This window comes from Methanoculleus chikugoensis (genome assembly GCF_900095385.1).
Classification (GTDB): Archaea; Halobacteriota; Methanomicrobia; order Methanomicrobiales; family Methanoculleaceae; genus Methanoculleus; species Methanoculleus chikugoensis_A.
The window spans coordinates 39,589-57,169 of the sequence record NZ_FMID01000014.1 but is presented as its reverse complement, the minus strand read 5'-3'; the positions used below and the strand labels follow the sequence as shown (position 1 = coordinate 57,169).

The following is a 17,581-nucleotide window of genomic DNA, read 5'->3' as shown; positions in this document are numbered from 1 at the left end:
CGACCGAGGCACTCTCTCCTGCAGTCATGGTTGCCGGGATGGTGTCCGAAACAACCGCGGCATCGACGGCTGCCGTCACCTGAACGGTCTTTGTGAGTGTCTCCCCGAACCACTGGTGGAGTTCCCAGACCATGCGGTACTGGGGAGTGTAGGTGCCTGCTGTTGCGGGTGCGGTCATGGTGTAGGTGAAGATGTGGGACGCTCCCGGCGCCACGGTCACTCCCGCCGGGATCGTGACCCGTGCCGGCCCGAACAGCGCCGCATCCCCCACAGCGCCCAACCGGATCCGGTCTCCCTCGGACCAGGTCGTCGTACCGGTGTTCTGCATGGTGACGGAAACCGAGGCACTCTGTCCTGCGGTCATGGTTGTAGGGATGGTATCGGAAACGACTGCGGCGTCGACCACAGTGGCAACGGAATTCACCGCACGATACGCGTTGATCCGTCCCCCGGTTGCAACTTTGCCGGTAAGCGAGGACTTGGCGTCGACGGTGCTGAGGATGGTCTGCTTGATCTGGCTTGTGGAAAGGCTCGGGTCGGCGGCTTTGACGAGCGCTGCAAGCCCGGAGACGTGCGGCGTTGCCATCGACGTGCCGCTCTTGTAGCCGTAGCTGTTTCCGTTAGGGGCATGGTAGAAAACCTCAACGTCGTCGATGTAGTAGCCGTCGTAGGTATTAGCTGAATCGGATACGAACCTGAACCGCAGGTAGACGCTGGAATCGCCGCAGTAGTCCGACAGATCGGTTTCCCAGGAGTAGAAGTAACCGCCGGTACTGCCGGAAATGCTGTCGACCGTGGTCCATGTAGCCCCGTCGTGGGAGCATTCGATGAGTAAACCATCATACTCGGATTCGGCTTCCCCCCCGATTATAAATCGAAGACATGCATCGGAACACGAGGACAGGTCGATCGGGTTCTTCCGGGTTAGCGCGCAGTTAGCATTATTTGAATAGTACCCGCCGGGGCTGTCGGTGACGCTCGAGGGAGCGCTGTAGTAGACTGCCGTGGTCAGCCCCCACGGGCTCTGGACGTTCCAGTTGGCAAGCGTCGTCATGCTGTCCGAAAAGACCGTCGTGTAGCCCGGAACGGTGCTGTAGATGCCGTCCCCCGGTGCGGCGACGTCGACGGTGGTGGCGCCGTAGTTCGAGAACGACGCCAGATTGTCGTTATGATCGGTCGCCGCCACCGCGATGATGTTTGCGCAGTTGTAGTTCGCCGGGTAGTGGGGGGTCACGTCGTTGTTCGTACCGTCGTTTCCTGCCGCGCAGACCACCACCGCAGGAGAAGCCGCGATAGCGGTCTCGACGGAAGAAACATAGTTAGTTCCCCCGAAAGAACAACTGATGACGTCGGCGCCCATCATAGTGGCGTATGAAATCGCCTCAAGCTCGTCGGCTATGGTTAACATTCCGTCCGCAGATCCCGCCTTCAGGGGCATGATCTTCGTATTCCAGTTCACCCCGGTGATGCCGTTTGCGTTGTTGCCGACCGCAGCAATTGTTCCGGCGCAGTGGGTGCCGTGCCCGTTGTCGTCGTACGGATTGTTGTCGTCGTTGACGAAGTCATACCCATGGACATCGTCGATGTAGCCATTTCTGTCGTCGTCGATACCGTTGCCGGGAATCTCGCCGGAATTCGTCCATATGTTCGCCGCAAGGTCCTGATGGGTGCAATCTACGCCGGAATCTATCACGGCCACGACAATACCCGTCGAGCCCTGTGCGAGATCCCAGGCTTCCGGCGCATCAATGTCGGCATCTGCTGTCCCTCCTGTCTGGCCGGTGTTGTGGAGGGCCCAGAGGGTATTGAACTGAGGGTCGTTTGGGGTACAGTCAAGGTGGTCGATGTAGTTCGGCGATACGGAGAGTACGTTCGGATCGCTCCGGTAGAAGTTCACCGCTTCCTCGACGCTCGTTTCGGGGGAGAGCTGGACTAACTGAACGCCGGCAAGTCCGGTTCGGGTGAAGTCTTTCTTGACACTGCTTCCGATGCGTGAATGCACGCTCTGGGAGATCTCCTGACCGTTCGCCGATTTGATCGTAGCGGTTGGTTTGAACTCGACGATCACCTCCCCCGGAACGTAATCGAGACCTCCAGGTCCCGCATGGGCATCGAGTTGACCGACAACGGGAGCGAGGTCCGTGAACGAATCTTTAGCAAAGTATGGCGATGTGTTACCCTTGGTTAACGGCAATTCTTCGCTTTCGTTTATGGGTACCAATTCGGCGGTCGAATAATTACCGGACTCGGTGAGTGAAGTGTTGTCGTCGGGCTGCGCGGATGCAGTGGCACTTAGAGTGAAGAAGAGAAGCAGAGTTGTGAAAATAAATAATTTTAAGACTTTTCTTACCATTTGTTTCGCCTTCTGGGTTCTTATTTATTACATTGGGGGTGCATTTTTTCATTATAAAAACGTTTCGAAAATAAAAGTTATCATCTACTGGTTTTTTGGAAAAATAAAATTCGCTCGATATATGTGTCGGCAGGAACTCAGCAAGAAGTCACGCGATATCAGCAGGAATTAGGACTCAATCATCCGCCCCGCAATCCACATTTCCAGCATCCGGTTCGGCGTCTCAGCCCCGAACCGGGGGATCAGGCAAGGGGCGGGACTGTTCGCCTGCATCCCCCCTCAGCCGTCAGGGGACTCCATGCGGACGTGTCTATATTGACGCTCCAGATTCCGTCGTCCCCGGCGGCACGGTGCTCTTCACCACAACGGTGTGCAAACCATTCCCGTCGCGGAGCGCCTCCCCGATCGACCGGCTCGCCGCGGCGACCATCGAGAGATCGGCGCTCCCGTCGGCTGCCGGCGGGGTGCCCACGCAGATGAAGGAGAGGTCCGCGGCGGCGACCGGATCGTAGTCCGTCCCCGCACGGAGCCGCTTTCCGGCATGCCTCTCCAGGAGCGCATCGAGTCCCCGCTCGTGGATCGGGGCGCGCCCTGCGTTGATCGCCGCCGCCTTCCCCGCATCGATCTCGACGATGTCGACCGTATGCCCGAGCTCGGCAAAGCAGGCCCCCGTGACCAGGCCGACGTACCCACCGCCGACGACAGTTATCCGCATCGTTTCGTAATCCTCCGGTTCGTTAGTCAAAATTGGGCTCTGGGATGGTTAAAGATGACTCATTGTCGCCGGTCGGGAGCAGTGTGCCTATCAGGTGGATCGTTGCCGGGCATCTCTCGCCCCGGTGTAGCGTTTGTGCCCTTCCCTCATCGCGACCGGCAAACCCGGGGAAAAGCGTTATCCTGATCGGCGGGTAACAGAAATATGATCGGGTATGCGCGATGGTCCGGTAGGAACGACGCTTCGCGGAGCGGAGTTCGAAAAGACCGAAGGTCTTCGAGGTGCGAACATAGTAAGCATGAGCACCAAAGGTGCGAGGACCGGAGCGCGAGCACCGCCAGGTGCGAGTCTTACGGCTGAGAGCATCCTCGGAACGCTGGCGGAGCATTGGGAGCGGATCAGGAGCCTCGGCATCCGGCGGATCGGGCTCTTTGGCTCTTTCGTCCGGGGGGAAACGACGCTCTGGAACGCGACTGGCTGAAGGGTGCGATGTCCCGATAGGAACGACGCTCCGGAGAACGACGTCCTGAAAGAGCGGAGTTTGAGAAACCCGATGGGTTTCGAACAGAGCGCGAAGAGAGTGATCTCGATATCCTCATCGAGTTCGAGGAGGGAGGACGCTCGTTTGATGCGTATATGGATTTCAAGTTCTTCCTTGAAGAGCTCTTCAGGAAGAGAGTCGACCTCGTCGACCGCGATACCGTCAAGCCGGCTCTCGCGCCGTACATCCTCAGGAGTGTCCGGTATGCCCCGGGAAATAAGCAGGAAAGAATGATATGCGATGCGGGAAGAGATACAATGCTATGAGACGCCGCCACCTGCTAAAAGCCGGAGAGAAAGAAGAGGTTCTCCGCACCATCCGCATGATCCTCGCCGGGTTTGACGAGATAGAGGTGGGGTATGTCTTCGGAACGTTCTCGCAGGGGGATTTCGGCGACGTGGACGTGGCAATCCTTGTCACCGGCGAGCCCGCCCCCTACCAGGCGATGCGGTTCGCGCGGCGGGTCGAGCGGGAGCTCGAACGGGGGTTTTGTTACCGCTTTGAGGCTGACGTGAAGATTCTCAACACCGCCCCGGTCTCTTTCCAGTACGAGGTCATCAAGAGCGGCAGACTCGTGCTCTCCCGCGACAGAGAGCGTAGGGTCCGGTACGAGGCAGGCGTGCTCTCCCGGTATCTCGACTATGCGGAGACGCTCGACTGGTTCGACCGGGTTCTGCTCACGAGGGCCTGAGAATGATCATGGACGAAGGGGTTCTCGGTCACCTCCGGGAACTGGACGAGGCAGCTCTGGACTGGGAACGCTACCGGTCCATCACCCTCGAAGACCTCAGGATCGACCGGGACAAACGAAACATGGTGCTGCACGCACTCCTCGTCAGCATCCAGGCATCGATCGATATCGCCAACCACCTGGTCGCGGCCTCCAGCTCCAGGCGGCCCGAGACCTACCGGGAGAGTTTCGCGATTTTATGTGACGAGGGGCTGATCCCGGAAGACCTCGCGGTCCGGCTCTCAGACCTCGCGGGCTTTCGGAATGTTCTGGTCCACCTCTACTGCCGGCTGAACCTGGACGAAGTCTACGGGGTGCTTCAGGACGACCTTCCGATCGTAAACCGGTACCGGGATCTGGTTCGGATGATACTCCGGGACCGCCTCCTCCCGGAGTGACGACTGCGCGCTGGAGTGAACCGGGAGGAGATCCTCCCATCGCTCCGGCCTCCCGGGCCATCACGTCTCCACGAGCAGATCGAGGTCGGTGATGCTTCCCTCGATGAATGTCGCCCGGGGGTGGTCGAGGAGATGCTCGATAGCGAACCTACCCGGTAACTCCTCTCTGACGGGGCTGCCTCTCCCCGGTTGAAGGCGGGGTCTCCGCGCTATAATTGGATGGGAACTGCAGTTCACGTTCCCGGTTCACAAAGGAACGTTGACCCATAAGTATACTACTTTCTAGTCAACGACCCACTTGAGGCCGTCGGTAAGCGCCGGTGGTCCGGTCTGGGCACCCGTCATCTTTACGTTTGTGGTCGGGTGACCGGACTTATTCAACACAACACTCGGGCTGTTCTACCTCGTGTCCCGGTTACCGCCGGGGAGTTCAAATGCGCCCGTATCTTCGATGTGCCTTTTCAATGGGCATGATGTGGGTGATATAAACGAGTTTTTCGTCCGAATTGATATTGTAGATTACGGTGAACGTACGTGCGATGTGGAGTCGGTACGATTCACGCTTTTTATTGGTGTGAAGTTTTTCTTTGTCCCCATCCGAACCGGGATAAGGAATATCCCGTAGAATTTTCAGTTTGGCTTTGATAACCCGTTGGTCTTTGGCATCGAGAGAATTTAAAAAATTGAGCGCACGCTCATCCGCCATGAGGCGGAATGTCACAGGTCTAACTCCACGAACTCATCGCGGGCCATGACTTCTTCGATATCGTCCGTGAGTCTCTGCTTTTTTATTTTATCTACAAGTCTCGCGAGCGTGTCGTTGAGCGTCTCGTCCGGGCGCCTGAGATCCAGGATCTGATTATAGGTCTCTTCCGATACGGGTATGTTCTCCGTAACAGACATTGAATCCTGATAGGCGCTGATCATACATAGACCTTTCATCACCGGAGGCACGGAGTCATCAGCCGGTATTTCTTTCCGAGGAGCCCGACCTCTATACCATCAAGGATATCAGGGCTGTGTACCGATAAAAGGGAAGATTGTTCTGCTACCGTTTCCTTTCAACGACCTTACGGCAGCAAAGCTGCGCCCTGCGCTTGGTCTCTATGAGGGTGAACGCGACGTTGTCCTTGCTTTCATCTCGCCAAAGGTCTATGCCGGAGCGGGCCCGGCAGGGGTTATGGTGACCGCCTCCCACGCAGGTTTCTTGAAGAGCGGTCTCAAAGTTGATTCGGTGATCCGACTGGACAAGATCGCAACGGTCTTGAAAGACCTGATGGTCGGAGAACTTGGAGAACTTGATGACGGCCTCCAGGCAGAGGTCAATGTAAAATTCGCCAAACTGTTCAGGATCTAGCAGGAGGCCCCATCCGTCAGGGCGGGGAAACTCGCTCCCTGCCCCTTTGCCCACGTTCCATGAGCGCCGTACAATCATCGAGGTCCAGAGTGATCCCCTCCCCTTCGGCCCTGCGCGAGAACGACCGCGCAACGACGCAGAAGTACTCGCTCCGCCGGTCGTTGTGCCAGGAGACGAGGGGTGCCTTCCGCCGCAGCCCCGCAAAGACCTCTGCGGCATCGACCCCATCCTGCCATTTACACTCGCAGAACAGGATCCGGTACGGGTTCTCAGCAAGACAGACGATATCGATCTCCTCCCCGCGGTGCCACCAGCTCCCGCTCCTGGTGAATACGAACGGCAGGAAACCCTCTCCGTTGATATGGTCGAAGAGATCCATCACCATCTCCTCGAAGTGCTTTCCGACATACCGCGCGAATTGCGGCCGTACATACTGGTCCACAACCAGCGGGGCATTGCCGCGTTCGAGCATATCAAGATGGGGATTGACGAAAGAAAACCAGAAGTCGAAGAGGTTGTCCGAGAGGAAGTAGAGCCCCTTTCTGCTCCTGTGGCCTTCAGTCACGGGAATGCGCCGGTGCACCAGCTTCAGGTCGATAAGGATCGAGAGATACTTGTTGACGACACTCTTGGAAAGGCCGGTATCGTTGCAGATGAGCCCGATCCGGTGGTTTCCCCCGGCAAGAGAGAAGAGGATGGAGAAGTAATACCTCGGTTCGACAAGTTCGGCCCTGAGCACGAACTCCACATCCCTGAAGAGAAACGAATCTTCCCTCATCACCTTCTCCTCGATGTTCTTCAGGATGTCCCGTTCCGGATCGACGGCCATGATGTATGCCGGCGTCCCCCCAAAGACCGCGTAGAACTCGACCGCCCTCTTCATGTTCCCTATATAATCGAGCACATGGATGAACCGGAGGGGCTGCAGGAGGATCTGCCCCGTCCTCCTGCCAAAAAGAGGGCTCCCATACTCCAGGGTCGCGGACTCCATCATCGATATGCTCGACCCCGACAGAATGAGAAATATCCGGGTCTCTTTCAGGCGCCTGTCCCAGTATTCCTGAAGCATCGAAGGGAGGGAGGGATCCTCCTTGATCAGATAGGGGAATTCATCGATGGCGATCACGACACGATCGGTCGCGTGCTGGATAAGATACTCGAAAAAGCTGTCCCAGTCAGAAAAACCGTTTTTCTGAAGAAATGGATCCTGGAAATAGGCGCTCAGGTCTGCAGAAAATCTCCGGAGCTGCAGGTGTTTCGACTCTTCCCGTGCGACCAGGTGTATTCCTGTGGCGGTACGGAGGAACTGGTCGATCAGTTCACTTTTTCCGACCCGCCGCCGGCCATAGAGCACGACGAATTCTGCACCGTCGCTCCGGTACCGCTCATGGAGGTGGGAGAGTTCCCGGCCCCGGTTGAGGAAGACACCCATAAGTAACATACTATAGAGTGTACTATTTAGGGTTTTCGGGAGAGGGTGCTGGTGTCGGACAGGGGTGAGCACGACGGTTTTGCCATCCTCACCCGCAGAATCGCCGCCACCCCTCGACTAGAGCGCCCGGAACTGCTGAATGAGCGGCAGCGTGGAGTTATAGAGCACCTCAAGATGCATCCCTCCATATCGACAGAAGAGTACGGAAACAGCTACGGATGCACCGCACGGACTGCCCGACGCGATCTCTCCGCTCTTGCCGAAATGGGTATCATTGCTGTGAAACGGGAGGGGTGACTGCGGCGATATGTGCTCAATCCAACATTGCGGTCATTGCGGACAGTTGCGGACAATCCCGGACAGAACCCGGACTGAGGGAGAAGGGTAAAACCCATACCCAACGAGCAAAACTGCCGAAAATCAGAGGAACGGGCATTGAACCCGGTAGCAGTATCCGGACAATTGCGGACAGACGGCATCAGGGGACCACCCCCCTTCACGTTCATCCTGCGCACACCTCGCCTTCACCACGCACCATCACCTCAGTCCCCGGCACCACCTCCCCGGGGTGGAGCGAGAATATGGTGGGTGCCGCCCCCTCTCCTGCGACGGGAAAGAATGATATGCGATGCGGGAAGGATACGATACTATGAGACAACGCCACCTGCTTGATGCGGAAGAGAAAGAAGGGGTTGTCCGCACCATCCGCACGGTCCTCGCCGGATTTGACGAGATCGAGGTGGGGTATGTCTTTGGAACGTTCTCGCAGGGAGATTTCGGCGACGTGGACGTGGCAATCCTCGTCACCGGCGACCCTATCCCCTACCAGGCGATGCGGTTCGCGCGGAAGATCGAGCGGGAACTTGAGCGAGGGTTCTGTTACCGTTTTGAGGCCGATGTGAAGATCCTCAACACCGTCCCGGTCTCGTTCCAGTACGAGGTCATCAAGAGCGGCCGACCCGTATTCCTGCGCGACAGAGAGCGGAGGGTCCGGTACGAGGCGGGCGTGCTCTCCCTGTACCTCGACTACGCGGATACGCTCGACTGGTTCGACCGGGTTCTGCTCACGAGGGCCTGAGGATGGTCCGGGACGAAGGGGTCCTCGCTCACCTCCGGGGACTGGGAACGCTACCGATCCATCAGCCTCGAAGATCTGAGAACCGACCGCGATAAGAGGAACATGGTGTTGCATGCGCTCCTCGTCAGCATCCAGGCATCGATCGATATCGCCAACCACCTGGTCGCGGCCTCGAGCTCCCGGCGGCCCGAAACCTACCGGGAGAGTTTCATCATTCTCTGTGATGAGGGGCTGATTCCGGAAGACCTCGGGGCCCAGCTCTCAGACCTCGCGGGCTTTCGGAACGTTCTGGTCCACCTTTACTGCCGGCTGGATCTGGACGAGGTCTATGGGGTGCTCAAGGACGATCTTCCCGTGATGAATCGATACCGGGATCTGATTCGGGCGATGCTCCGGGACCGTCTTCTCCCGGAATGACTGCACGCCGGGGTGAGCCGGGGCTGACGTTCTCGGATCTGCTGGAGGAGATGATCGAGCACGAGAAGAAGCGGCGGCTTGTCGAAGAGATCAAGCGGATCCAGGGGACGGAGGACCTCGTGGAGATCTCACGGCGATGGCTCATTGTTCTGTTCAGGCGGCTGACTTCCTGAATGCGCCTGCCTGAGAAGTCGCGACGCATCATCACGGAAAAGCTTGCTGTTCTGAAGACCGATCCGTATCCCGGCAGCGGGGGAGACAAAGAACGCCTGAATACGGATGGCATGGAGGTATTTCGCCTCCATATCGGCCGATCGTTTACCGCGCTCTGATGACCATCGAGCAGGCGCATAAACGCTATGGCAGGCTCTAGCCCTCTGTGGAGCCGGCCCTCAAGATCCTCAAGTCGCACCTCCGGTGCTCGAACACCTGCCCGAGACCTCAAACGGCGGGTGGGAACGATCACGCGACATGCAGCGGGATCTCCTCCCTCACCCGCCCATCCGTGTCAGGTACTCCCGCGAAAGCCGGGCGATATCCTCCAGGTCGCAGACCAGGTAGCCGTCCTCTCTCAATCCCTCTTTGCCTTCTATGCTCTTTGCTACCAGGGCGAAGCGTTCGTTCCTGCTCTCGTTTCGCCATCTCACCTCACGGGATTTCTCCCGGAGCACCGCAAGGATGCCGCGGGCCTGGCGGCGGTTGAGGGCAGACCATTTACATTCGCAGAAGAGGGCATCCCCGGAGGCCTCATTCAGGCCTACGAGATCGATCTCCGTCTCCTTCTGCCACCACCGTCCCAGCCGCGAATACGAGGAGCCAAACAGGATCCCCCTGCGAACGAGGTCGAGAGCGAGTTGTTCGAACATCTGCCCGCAATACGGCGCGATCTCTTCCCTGATGGAGGCGAGCACCTCCCCGCTCTGCCCCGTCTCGGTCTCCCCCCTCCGGGGATACACGAAACGGAACCAGAACGTGAGGTAGGGATCGGTCAGCCGATAATGCCTCCTCCGGTAGCCGGCATGGGCGGTCACCGGCACCTCGTCGTCGATCAGGTGCATACGCGAGAGGACGGCAAGGTACTTGGAGACCAACCCTTTATCTAGCCCGGTCTCCTGGCAGAGGGGTCCCAGAACGGTGTATCCCGCGGCGAGAGCGCGGAGAATGGCCATGTAGTTCCCTGCTTCGCGGAACTCATACTGCATCAGGATCTCGGCTTCGGAGTAAAGGTATGCTCCTTTGCGGAGAATCTGCTCCTCCACGTTCTCCCAGAACGATCGGTCGGGGCGAAACAGACGGAGATAGGCAGGAACTCCACCGATCGCGCACCATGTCATGACGAGATCCTCCTCGTCGTAGGGGAGGAACCGACGAAGGTAGGGATAGGAGAGAGGCTCAAGCTGCCACTGCCCCGTCCTCCTGCCGTAGAGCGGGCTTGTGTACCCCAGCACCTCGGTCTCCATCGTGCTGACCGATGAACCAGACAAGATAAGCATCACCGGCTCCCGGGAGAGCACCGTGTCCCAAACCTTCTGAAAGACGGAAGGCGTGGCCCGGTCGCGTGCGATGAGATAGGGGAACTCATCGATGACGATCACCACTTTCTGCCCCGGAGGAGGGGAGAAATTCCGGTGCCTGACCAGCGCCTTTATGACGGTCTCCCAGTCGGGATATCTGCTCCGCTCGAAATCCGGATCGTTCAGGAACTCCCCTGCGTAGTGGGAGAAATCCTGGAGATTCCTTGCCGTCCCTTCTTCTGAGGCCAGGAAATAAAATCCCGGGACAGTCTGCAGGAATCGGGCAAGAAGCGTTGTCTTTCCCACGCGCCGCCTTCCATACAGGATCAGGCATTCCGGAACCGGGGAACGATATCGATCGGTGAGGAACTGCAGTTCACTTGCCCGGTCTACGAAGGAATGTTGATACATAAGTATACTACTTTGTGGTCAACAATCACTTAAGGTGATCGGTAAGCGCCGGTGGTCCGGCCGGAGACATGACCGTTACATTGATGAACTTCCCCTTACCGTTTGGCGGCCACATGCCCGTAACCGGGTGGTATGAGGGCGACCTCCCCCGCGCGGCTCGGGTTAATCGATTCCCGGGGGCAGGAGCGGGTGTCCCCCTCCCGGCAGGGGCTTTTGGAACAAACTCGATCAGAGCCGCGCCGTTTTCGGGATAGGTTCCGCTCTCCGGAAGGTGTGACCGTGCGAGAGTGGCGAAGCATCGACTCGAGACCTTCGGGTAATTACCGACTACACAGGATAACGAACATTGCATCGATTCACGGAACCTGGAGGAAGAATGATTCTGGAGAAGTATCCGACGATCGGTGGCGCCGTCTCATAGTACCTTTTCCCGCTCACCAGCAGATCCCTTCTTTCCCGTCGCAGGAGAGGATACGGCGCCCCTCGATGACGACCCGGGTCCTCATCAGGTCGAACTCCCCGTTGAGATCGGAGAACTCCGGCCACTCCGTCATCACCAGGCAGGCGTCGGCCCCCCGGAGGGCGTCCGCGGCCGAGGCGGCGTAGTCGATCCCGGGGAAGACCCGTCGCATCGGGGCCGCCGCGAGGGGGTCGTAGGCGGCGACCGTCGCTCCCCGCCGGAGGAGTTCCGCGATGACCGGGATCGCCCGGGACTCCCGGATGTCGTCGGTGTTGTCCTTGAAGGCGAGGCCGAGGACGGCGACCCGCTTCCCCGCGAGGTCGCCGATCCTCTCCTCAAGCAGCCCCACCATCCGGAGCGGCTGGCGGTCGTTGACGTCGAGGACCGACCGGAGGAGCGACGGCTCTTCCCCGAGCGACTCCGCGAGGCTGACGAGGGCCGCGACGTCTTTCGGGAAGCAGCTCCCCCCGAACCCGGCGCCGGCGGATAAAAAGTGCGGCGAGACGCGGTGGTCCATCCCGACGCCGTCCATCACCTCGTAGACGTCGATCCCGAGGCGTTTGCAGGCGTTCCCCACCTCGTTTGCGAACGAGATCTTCGTCGCGAGGAGGGCGTTCGAGGCGTACTTGATCATCTCCGCGGCGGTGAGCCCGCACCGGACCACCGGGGCAGAAAGCCCGCGGTAGACCGCGGCGACCATATCACCGGAGCGATCGTCCCGGCTCCCGATCACGATCCGGTCCGGGTGCAGGAAGTCCTCCACCGCACGCCCTTCCCGGAGGAACTCCGGGTTCATCGCAAACCCGACATCGTCCCGGCCGGAGCATTCGAGAACCGTGGGCACGACGAGGCCCGCGGTCGTCCCCGGCGGCACGGTGCTCTTCACCACGACGGTGTGCGATTCCTTCCCGGCGCGGAGCGCCTCCCCGATCGACCGGCTCGCCGCGGCGACCATCGAGAGGTCGGCGCTCCCGTCGGCAGCCGGCGGGGTTCCGACGCAGACAAACGAGATATCCGCGTCGGCGACCGGGCTATAGTCCGTCCCCGCACGGAGCCGCTTGCCGGCATGCTTCTCCAGGAGCGCATCGAGCCCCCGCTCGTGGATCGGGGCGCGCCCCGCGTTGATCGCCGCCGCCTTCTCCGCATCGATCTCGACGATATCGACCGTATGCCCGAGCTCGGCAAAGCAGGCCCCCGTGACCAGGCCGACGTAGCCGCCGCCGACGACAGTTATCCGCATCGTTTCGTGATCCTCCGGTCTGTTACGTCAGAATTGGGTTCCGGGAAGTTAAAAGGTATCTTATTGGAGAACGGGGCGCCGCCGGGTTTTGGGTGGTGTATAATGCATATAGCATGGGGGATGAGATACGTCGATCATGACAACTCCGTGGAAGAAAGTGTCCGGTCATATTCTGTTTATCATGGTTTGTTGAGCGGAGAGTGTCTCCCGATCGCCCTCGGCGCCGACGGAATTGCCGCCGAAGATGCCGTCCACGCCGGGGAAGGAATCGCACCTGGCGGTGCTCGTGCTCCGGTTCAAAGACCTTTGGTCTTCTCAAGTTCACTACGTTCGCACCCTACGGCCCATCGCGCCTCGAAGACGATTCGCCTTCTCACGCTCCGGTTCTAGCGAACCGTCGCGCTCTACAGGTCCACTTCACGTCCCGGTTCGTCTCGTAAGACCGCGATCCCGGGTAGTCTTCTCTTCGGTCATCCTGGTGAAGACTATGACGGTGGAGGGAAATAGCCTGACCATGACGACTATATGCAGGAATCTCGTTGAAAAAAACGCTTATCCGGTCGCAGAGTGTTGCCGCCGGTAAAGAAGTTACTGTACCCGTCCCGGCGGACCTGTCGGCCTCTTCCTGTACGATTGAATAGGGAGAACGCCCACGACTTCGGTCGTGGGAGCAGTCACCCCGTGAGTTCAACCTCGCCTGCTGCTATGGGCATCCGCCATCACGGCGTCGATCTTCCTTGAGACCTCCGCACTGTAGTATGCCTCGCCGCACCGGTCGCAGACGAGCGCCGGGACATCCCTGACGACAACAATCTTGTCCCCGACCCGTGCAATGAACTCGGTCTTTCCTTCCTGCAGGGTTCCTTTACAGAGGGTGCATCTCTCTGGAATCATTCTCTTCTCGCTCGTATGTCGATCCAGTCTTCAACGTCCGGTATGTAGGCGATGATGACCGGGATATTGAAGGGTACTCTGGATTTTTTGCGTTAATTTCATTGTGCGGATATGGCTTTCTGATAGAATACGCATCGCCGGAGGCTTGCAGCGGAGCAATCTCTTCCCCGCGGGTCCGGGCACCAGTTGAGTCCGTAGGCACCCCTGTAGTGATACCCCGGTCAAAACTTCCGGTAAATCCTGCTTCGGCGTCCGACACCGATGAGATTGATCACCAGGAGGTCATCTATTATCGAAAGAACCGCCCGATAATCCCCGACCCGGAGCGAATAAAACGGTGGGTTATCCGCACCTTTCAGTTTTTTGAGGTGTGCTTTCGGGTCGGTCTCGTCGGCGAGCAACGCAATCTCTTCACCTATCCGGATTGCTATAGGCCTTGGAATGTTCCTGAGGTTATGGCGGGCCGTCGCGGTGATGATCACCTGATAGGTCATTCCCCCTTCAGCTCCGCCATGACCTCATCCAGGGTGTAGACTCTCCCGGCGCGAAGATCTTCAAGCGACCGTTCGAGATCCCGGATAGCCTCGTCGCTGAGAGGCTCCTCATCGACCGCCATATCAACCAGGCGCCCGATCACCTCGTTATATGACTCCCGGGGATGGGTTTTCAGGGCGTTGAGCCGGTCCCGGAGGTTGGAGTCGATCCTGACTGTGATGCTTGTCATACAGATGTATACTCATGTCTACACGATGAAGGTTTCCACGATGTGAACGGATACATCGTAGACTGGTAGAGACTACATCGATAACAATAATTGCGTCCCCCTGAAGGTTCGGCAGTCATGTCGGCGCAGGATACGGTGTCCGGGTCCGGTATGATGATCGCGACCGCTCCTTCCAGAGGACCCGGGGCTCAGTGGAGGTCGTGCTCGATGACGGCGAGGTTGTCGACGTGTCACTGAGGTCATCCCAGAAAGATCTATAAACGTTCCGTACACCCAGGTCAGAACGCTCACCTCCGAGGATTCTACCCTCTGAACGATATTTCCGGGCAGGGGGGGTGAAACGGCTTCCCATCGGATATCGCACCTGACGGTGCTTCTCCTCCGGTTCTACGAACCATCGCATATCGCCACTCGGGGGAGGGATCGGGAGGGGGCGTCACCCTCTCCCGGCAAAGAGGTTTTGGGACAATTTCAATGAACACCTGGTGCGGCACGGGGAGTTCTACCTCGCACTTGATTTCATTAATCAGTGGGACGAGCTTCTCGTGCAGATGAATGCCGGGAAACATGGCCGCCCGTATCTGTATCCTGCCCTTTCATTGCGTGGATGACCTACATTCACGTCTTCCTGCAGATGCCCTATCGGAGTGTGTCAGAGGCCGGATCCGATGGGGAGGATACCAGGTGTGGTCGTGGATAACCACCTACGGGATGCGATGGAAAGCTGAAGGAGTCTTCTCCAGCATCAAACGGATCTTCGGCGAAGGTGTGCGAGCGACGTCCCGGGCAGGGATGTTTCGCGAGGTCAGGATGAAAACACCTACAATATGCCGATGGCGATGGTGGTCTGAGCGAGAGCGCAACAGAGACCGGCAGGAGGAACACGGTGGACATTATGCAACACGGCAGTTGTACTCCTCTTCTTTCCGCGTCATCCTTGAGAGTGGTAGCAATCTATCAGTGAGGTCCGCAACCTGCCGGTGAACCGGGGTGCTAACAGCGCCGACTGATCATAGCGCGGAAAAGTGACGATGCGGCCGGAGCACTGAAGTTCGATGGCGAACTCCGGCACATCAGGTCTCCCCCTCCCTGACTTTCTTTATCACCGGTTCCGCCTCCTGAAACATCTCGTCGATGAAGCAAACGGCCTCTTTTGCTTCATCAAGGGTGATGTGAGGCTTGAGTTCGGTGATCCGGTGTGCTCTGACCCCGCATCCCCGGCCCGGTACCTCTTTTGTCACGTAGAGGGCCGTGGAGATCTTTTCGAGATCCTTCACCCCGCGCTTCCCGAACTTCAATCGATACACTCTATACGGCGAAAGCCCGATACTATTTGAGAATATGGACACCCCCGCTCCCGCCCTCTCCGTCGTCCTCCCCGCGCTCAACGAGGAGGCCACCATCGGCGAGTGCATCAATAAGATCCGGAAGGTCTTTGCCGACCTCTCGATCAACGGCGAGATCATCATCGCCGACTCCTCCGACGACCGGACGGCGGCGATCGCCCGGGACCTTGGGGCCACGGTCGTCCGGCCGGAGAAGCGGGGCTACGGCAACGCCTACCTCGCGGGGCTCGCGCGTGCCCGGGGGGAGTACATCGTCATCGGGGACGCGGACAACACCTACGACTTCCTCGAGATCCCGAAACTCCTCGCCCTGCTCGATGCCGGCGCCGACATGGCCCTCGGCTCCCGGCTCCGGGGGGAGATCCGGCCGGGGGCGATGCCCCCCCTCCACCGCTATGTGGGAAACCCCTTCCTCACCTGGCTCCTGAACCGGGTGTTTGGCATCCGGATATCGGATGCGCACACCGGGTTTCGAGCGTTCCGGCGGGAGGCGCTCGAACGAATGAACGTCAAGACCGGGGGGATGGAGTTTGCAAGCGAGATGATCATCGAGGCGGCGAAGGCCAATCTCCGGATCGACGAAGTCCCGATCACCTACTCCGCCCGGGTCGCCCCCTCGAAACTGCAGAGCTTCTCCGACGGCTGGCGGCACGTCCGGTTCATGCTCCTCTACCGGCCGATCCCGTTCATCACCGTTCCCGGGCTGCTCTTCACGGTCTTCGGCTTCTTCCTGATGGTCATCTTCGCCTTCCGGGGAGAGGTCGAGACCTCGTTCATCCACTCCTTCATCCTCGCCGCTCTCTTCTTTGTCGGCGGGCTCCAGGCGCTCTTTGCCGGGCTCAACATCGCCGTCTACTCGGCCGTCCAGGGCTACGGCGAGGCGGGCCCGTTCATCTCCCAGCTCATGAGTTACCACAGCCTCGAGTGGGAGCTCCTCGCCGGGATCCTCCTGATGACCGCCGGCGGCCTCGTCGGGCTCGGGATCCTCCGGGACTGGGCAGCCGCCGGGTTCGGCCCGCTCTTCCAGATCGCAAACGCCGTCTGGGCGCTGGCCCTCTTCCTCGCCGGGATGCAGGTCGTCTTCTCCGGGATCTTCACGAGCATGATGCTCTTGAAACGCGGCGACGGGCAGGAGTGACACCCTTCCGGAACAGGACGCCCCGCCGATTCTGATTCCACACTGCTCCCCTCGAACCTGCAGGTGTTCCATGAATGATCGCAGGAGATCGCCGTCCAGTCTCTCCTGGAACAACACTCAGAGATGGATTGTATCCTCGATATCCCTGTCGCTCCCGTGATAGGGATTGTAGGTGTCTACAGTTTGATAGGCGATACGAAGGCCTCTATCGGTGTCGTGAAAGTCGTTCCGCACAGGGAACGAACCGTAGAGATGCCCCGGCAAAAGATCTCGACACCGGAGTGGAGTTACCCTCGATTGACTGCTACATAGACGGCTGAAGACCGCGAGGGAGGAATCGGGACCCCGTCCTCCCGGAGCCCTTCGATGTGGAGTTCGATCGCCTCATGCATCCGTTCTTCCGCTTCCTCACGGGTCGCCCCGGTCGCCACGCACCCCGGAAGGTCCGGGGAGTATGCAGAGTAATTGCTGTCGATCTGCTCGACGATAACAAGAAATCGGTACATTATTCATCCCTCATTTTAAGCCCGGCCTGCTTGAGGACACTGTTCAGCGTCCCCGGAGCAAGAACATCTGCCGGATGCCCGGCGATAGTGATCCTGCCCGCCTTTGACGGATGCTTGTACTGCCGGTGACTGCCCCGGGTCGCCACCAGATACCATCCGTCTGCTTCGATCATCTTTATGCATTCTCTCACTTTCATTCTTTCCCCACCCGCTCTCAGTGACCGAAGCCTCCAGGAACCCCCGGCAAGATGTCATCTGTCCTGTACCAGTTAGGGTGGCGGAACAAGCATATCTCTTCTGTTCCCGATCAACCCCCCGAATATCTGG

General features: G+C 59.0%; 22 protein-coding genes and 2 pseudogenes. 11 read left to right on the top strand and 13 right to left on the bottom strand.

All coding sequences use genetic code 11. The features are described from left to right. Together L21_RS02645 and L21_RS02640 are read right to left on the bottom strand one after the other, a co-directional pair. Nucleotides 1–2,068, bottom strand: a 2,068-nt coding sequence (locus L21_RS02645) for a S8 family serine peptidase (RefSeq protein WP_074368944.1), incomplete at its 3' end; no start/stop codon positions are given. 595 nt (nucleotides 2,069–2,663) lie between these two features. Further along, the gene (locus L21_RS02640; RefSeq protein WP_074368943.1) at nucleotides 2,664–3,068 is read right to left on the bottom strand and encodes a UDP-glucose/GDP-mannose dehydrogenase family protein; all 405 of its coding nucleotides are present in this window, start codon (nucleotides 3,066–3,068) and stop codon (nucleotides 2,664–2,666) included. 298 nt (nucleotides 3,069–3,366) lie between these two features. Between L21_RS02640 and L21_RS02635 the strand changes: the two genes are divergently transcribed. The 4 genes and pseudogenes from L21_RS02635 (at nucleotide 3,367) to hepT (L21_RS02620) (ending at nucleotide 4,737) form a co-directional block, all read left to right on the top strand. Then, a complete protein-coding gene (locus L21_RS02635; protein WP_143727193.1) occupies nucleotides 3,367–3,549 on the top strand; it encodes a nucleotidyltransferase family protein in 183 nt (60 codons plus the stop codon). A 101-nt stretch (nucleotides 3,550–3,650) separates the two neighbouring features. Further along, nucleotides 3,651–3,875 (top strand): annotated as a pseudogene (locus L21_RS02630) (nucleotidyltransferase family protein); the annotation flags it as partial. Further along, entirely contained in the window at nucleotides 3,872–4,300 is a 429-nt protein-coding gene (locus L21_RS02625) for a nucleotidyltransferase domain-containing protein (protein WP_083608725.1), read from the top strand. The pseudogene L21_RS02630 and the gene L21_RS02625, both read left to right, overlap by 4 nt. An 8-nt stretch (nucleotides 4,301–4,308) precedes the next feature. Further along, complete coding sequence (hepT, locus tag L21_RS02620; protein WP_241481196.1) at nucleotides 4,309–4,737, top strand: type VII toxin-antitoxin system HepT family RNase toxin; 429 nt, start codon at nucleotides 4,309–4,311, stop codon at nucleotides 4,735–4,737. Between the two features lie 430 nt (nucleotides 4,738–5,167). Here hepT (L21_RS02620) and L21_RS02615 read toward each other — a convergent pair whose 3' ends face one another. Both L21_RS02615 and L21_RS02610 read right to left on the bottom strand, forming a co-directional pair. Then, on the bottom strand, nucleotides 5,168–5,458 hold the full coding sequence (locus L21_RS02615) for a type II toxin-antitoxin system RelE family toxin (protein WP_083608724.1): 291 nt from the start codon (nucleotides 5,456–5,458) through the stop codon (nucleotides 5,168–5,170). Continuing rightward, the gene (locus L21_RS02610) at nucleotides 5,455–5,640 is read right to left on the bottom strand and encodes a hypothetical protein (RefSeq protein ID WP_074368949.1); all 186 of its coding nucleotides are present in this window, start codon (nucleotides 5,638–5,640) and stop codon (nucleotides 5,455–5,457) included. Before L21_RS02610 ends, L21_RS02615 begins: the two co-directional genes overlap by 4 nt. Nucleotides 5,641–5,656: 16 nt before the next feature. On the opposite strand from L21_RS02610, the gene L21_RS02605 reads away from it, so the two are divergent. After that, nucleotides 5,657–6,094, top strand: a complete 438-nt coding sequence (locus L21_RS02605) for a type II toxin-antitoxin system PemK/MazF family toxin (RefSeq protein ID WP_305954466.1) — start codon at nucleotides 5,657–5,659, stop codon at nucleotides 6,092–6,094. A 16-nt stretch (nucleotides 6,095–6,110) separates the two neighbouring features. On the opposite strand, the gene L21_RS02600 is transcribed toward L21_RS02605, so the two are convergent. Continuing rightward, nucleotides 6,111–7,526: an ATP-binding protein gene (locus L21_RS02600; RefSeq protein ID WP_074368939.1), complete on the bottom strand. Its 1,416-nt coding sequence runs from the start codon at nucleotides 7,524–7,526 to the stop codon at nucleotides 6,111–6,113. Between the two features lie 45 nt (nucleotides 7,527–7,571). On the opposite strand from L21_RS02600, the gene L21_RS14575 reads away from it, so the two are divergent. From L21_RS14575 to L21_RS14035, 4 genes are all read left to right on the top strand, one after another. Then, nucleotides 7,572–7,823 carry a DeoR family transcriptional regulator gene (locus L21_RS14575; protein ID WP_074368938.1) on the top strand — a complete coding sequence of 84 codons (252 nt, stop codon included), beginning with the start codon at nucleotides 7,572–7,574 and terminating at the stop codon, nucleotides 7,821–7,823. A gap of 352 nt (nucleotides 7,824–8,175) precedes the next feature. After that, complete coding sequence (locus L21_RS02590) at nucleotides 8,176–8,604, top strand: nucleotidyltransferase domain-containing protein (protein ID WP_256712089.1); 429 nt, start codon at nucleotides 8,176–8,178, stop codon at nucleotides 8,602–8,604. A gap of 102 nt (nucleotides 8,605–8,706) precedes the next feature. Next, a complete protein-coding gene (gene hepT / locus L21_RS02585; RefSeq protein ID WP_256712087.1) occupies nucleotides 8,707–9,021 on the top strand; it encodes a type VII toxin-antitoxin system HepT family RNase toxin in 315 nt (104 codons plus the stop codon). Then, a complete protein-coding gene (locus tag L21_RS14035) occupies nucleotides 9,018–9,194 on the top strand; it encodes a hypothetical protein (protein WP_178377667.1) in 177 nt (58 codons plus the stop codon). The genes hepT (L21_RS02585) and L21_RS14035 overlap by 4 nt, the downstream gene beginning before the upstream one ends. Nucleotides 9,195–9,512: 318 nt before the next feature. Here the strand turns inward: L21_RS14035 and L21_RS02575 are convergent, their stop codons facing one another. The 5 genes from L21_RS02575 to L21_RS02555 form a co-directional block, all read right to left on the bottom strand. Further along, the gene (locus L21_RS02575; protein WP_074368937.1) at nucleotides 9,513–10,946 is read right to left on the bottom strand and encodes an ATP-binding protein; all 1,434 of its coding nucleotides are present in this window, start codon (nucleotides 10,944–10,946) and stop codon (nucleotides 9,513–9,515) included. A gap of 434 nt (nucleotides 10,947–11,380) precedes the next feature. After that, a complete protein-coding gene (locus L21_RS02570) occupies nucleotides 11,381–12,646 on the bottom strand; it encodes a UDP-glucose dehydrogenase family protein (RefSeq protein WP_074368936.1) in 1,266 nt (421 codons plus the stop codon). Between the two features lie 687 nt (nucleotides 12,647–13,333). Then, nucleotides 13,334–13,540 carry a type II toxin-antitoxin system MqsA family antitoxin gene (locus tag L21_RS02565; protein WP_074368935.1) on the bottom strand — a complete coding sequence of 69 codons (207 nt, stop codon included), beginning with the start codon at nucleotides 13,538–13,540 and terminating at the stop codon, nucleotides 13,334–13,336. Between the two features lie 221 nt (nucleotides 13,541–13,761). Continuing rightward, complete coding sequence (locus L21_RS02560) at nucleotides 13,762–14,022, bottom strand: type II toxin-antitoxin system RelE family toxin (protein ID WP_256712083.1); 261 nt, start codon at nucleotides 14,020–14,022, stop codon at nucleotides 13,762–13,764. 8 nt (nucleotides 14,023–14,030) lie between these two features. Continuing rightward, nucleotides 14,031–14,264 carry a DUF7557 family protein gene (locus L21_RS02555; protein ID WP_074368933.1) on the bottom strand — a complete coding sequence of 78 codons (234 nt, stop codon included), beginning with the start codon at nucleotides 14,262–14,264 and terminating at the stop codon, nucleotides 14,031–14,033. Nucleotides 14,265–14,906: 642 nt separating this feature from the next. Here L21_RS02555 and L21_RS13750 point away from each other — a divergent pair. Continuing rightward, nucleotides 14,907–15,080, top strand: a pseudogene (locus tag L21_RS13750) (IS5/IS1182 family transposase); the annotation flags it as partial. A 257-nt stretch (nucleotides 15,081–15,337) separates the two neighbouring features. Here the strand turns inward: L21_RS13750 and L21_RS02550 are convergent. Continuing rightward, nucleotides 15,338–15,571: a hypothetical protein gene (locus L21_RS02550; protein ID WP_143727191.1), complete on the bottom strand. Its 234-nt coding sequence runs from the start codon at nucleotides 15,569–15,571 to the stop codon at nucleotides 15,338–15,340. 34 nt (nucleotides 15,572–15,605) lie between these two features. On the opposite strand from L21_RS02550, the gene L21_RS02545 reads away from it, so the two are divergent. After that, on the top strand, nucleotides 15,606–16,748 hold the full coding sequence (locus L21_RS02545) for a glycosyltransferase family 2 protein (RefSeq protein ID WP_074368931.1): 1,143 nt from the start codon (nucleotides 15,606–15,608) through the stop codon (nucleotides 16,746–16,748). Between the two features lie 287 nt (nucleotides 16,749–17,035). Here L21_RS02545 and L21_RS02540 read toward each other — a convergent pair whose 3' ends face one another. Further along, complete coding sequence (locus L21_RS02540; RefSeq protein WP_074368930.1) at nucleotides 17,036–17,254, bottom strand: type II toxin-antitoxin system HicB family antitoxin; 219 nt, start codon at nucleotides 17,252–17,254, stop codon at nucleotides 17,036–17,038. After that, complete coding sequence (locus L21_RS02535) at nucleotides 17,254–17,451, bottom strand: type II toxin-antitoxin system HicA family toxin (RefSeq protein ID WP_074368929.1); 198 nt, start codon at nucleotides 17,449–17,451, stop codon at nucleotides 17,254–17,256. Before L21_RS02535 ends, L21_RS02540 begins: the two co-directional genes overlap by 1 nt. Between the last annotated feature and the right edge of the window lie 130 nt (nucleotides 17,452–17,581).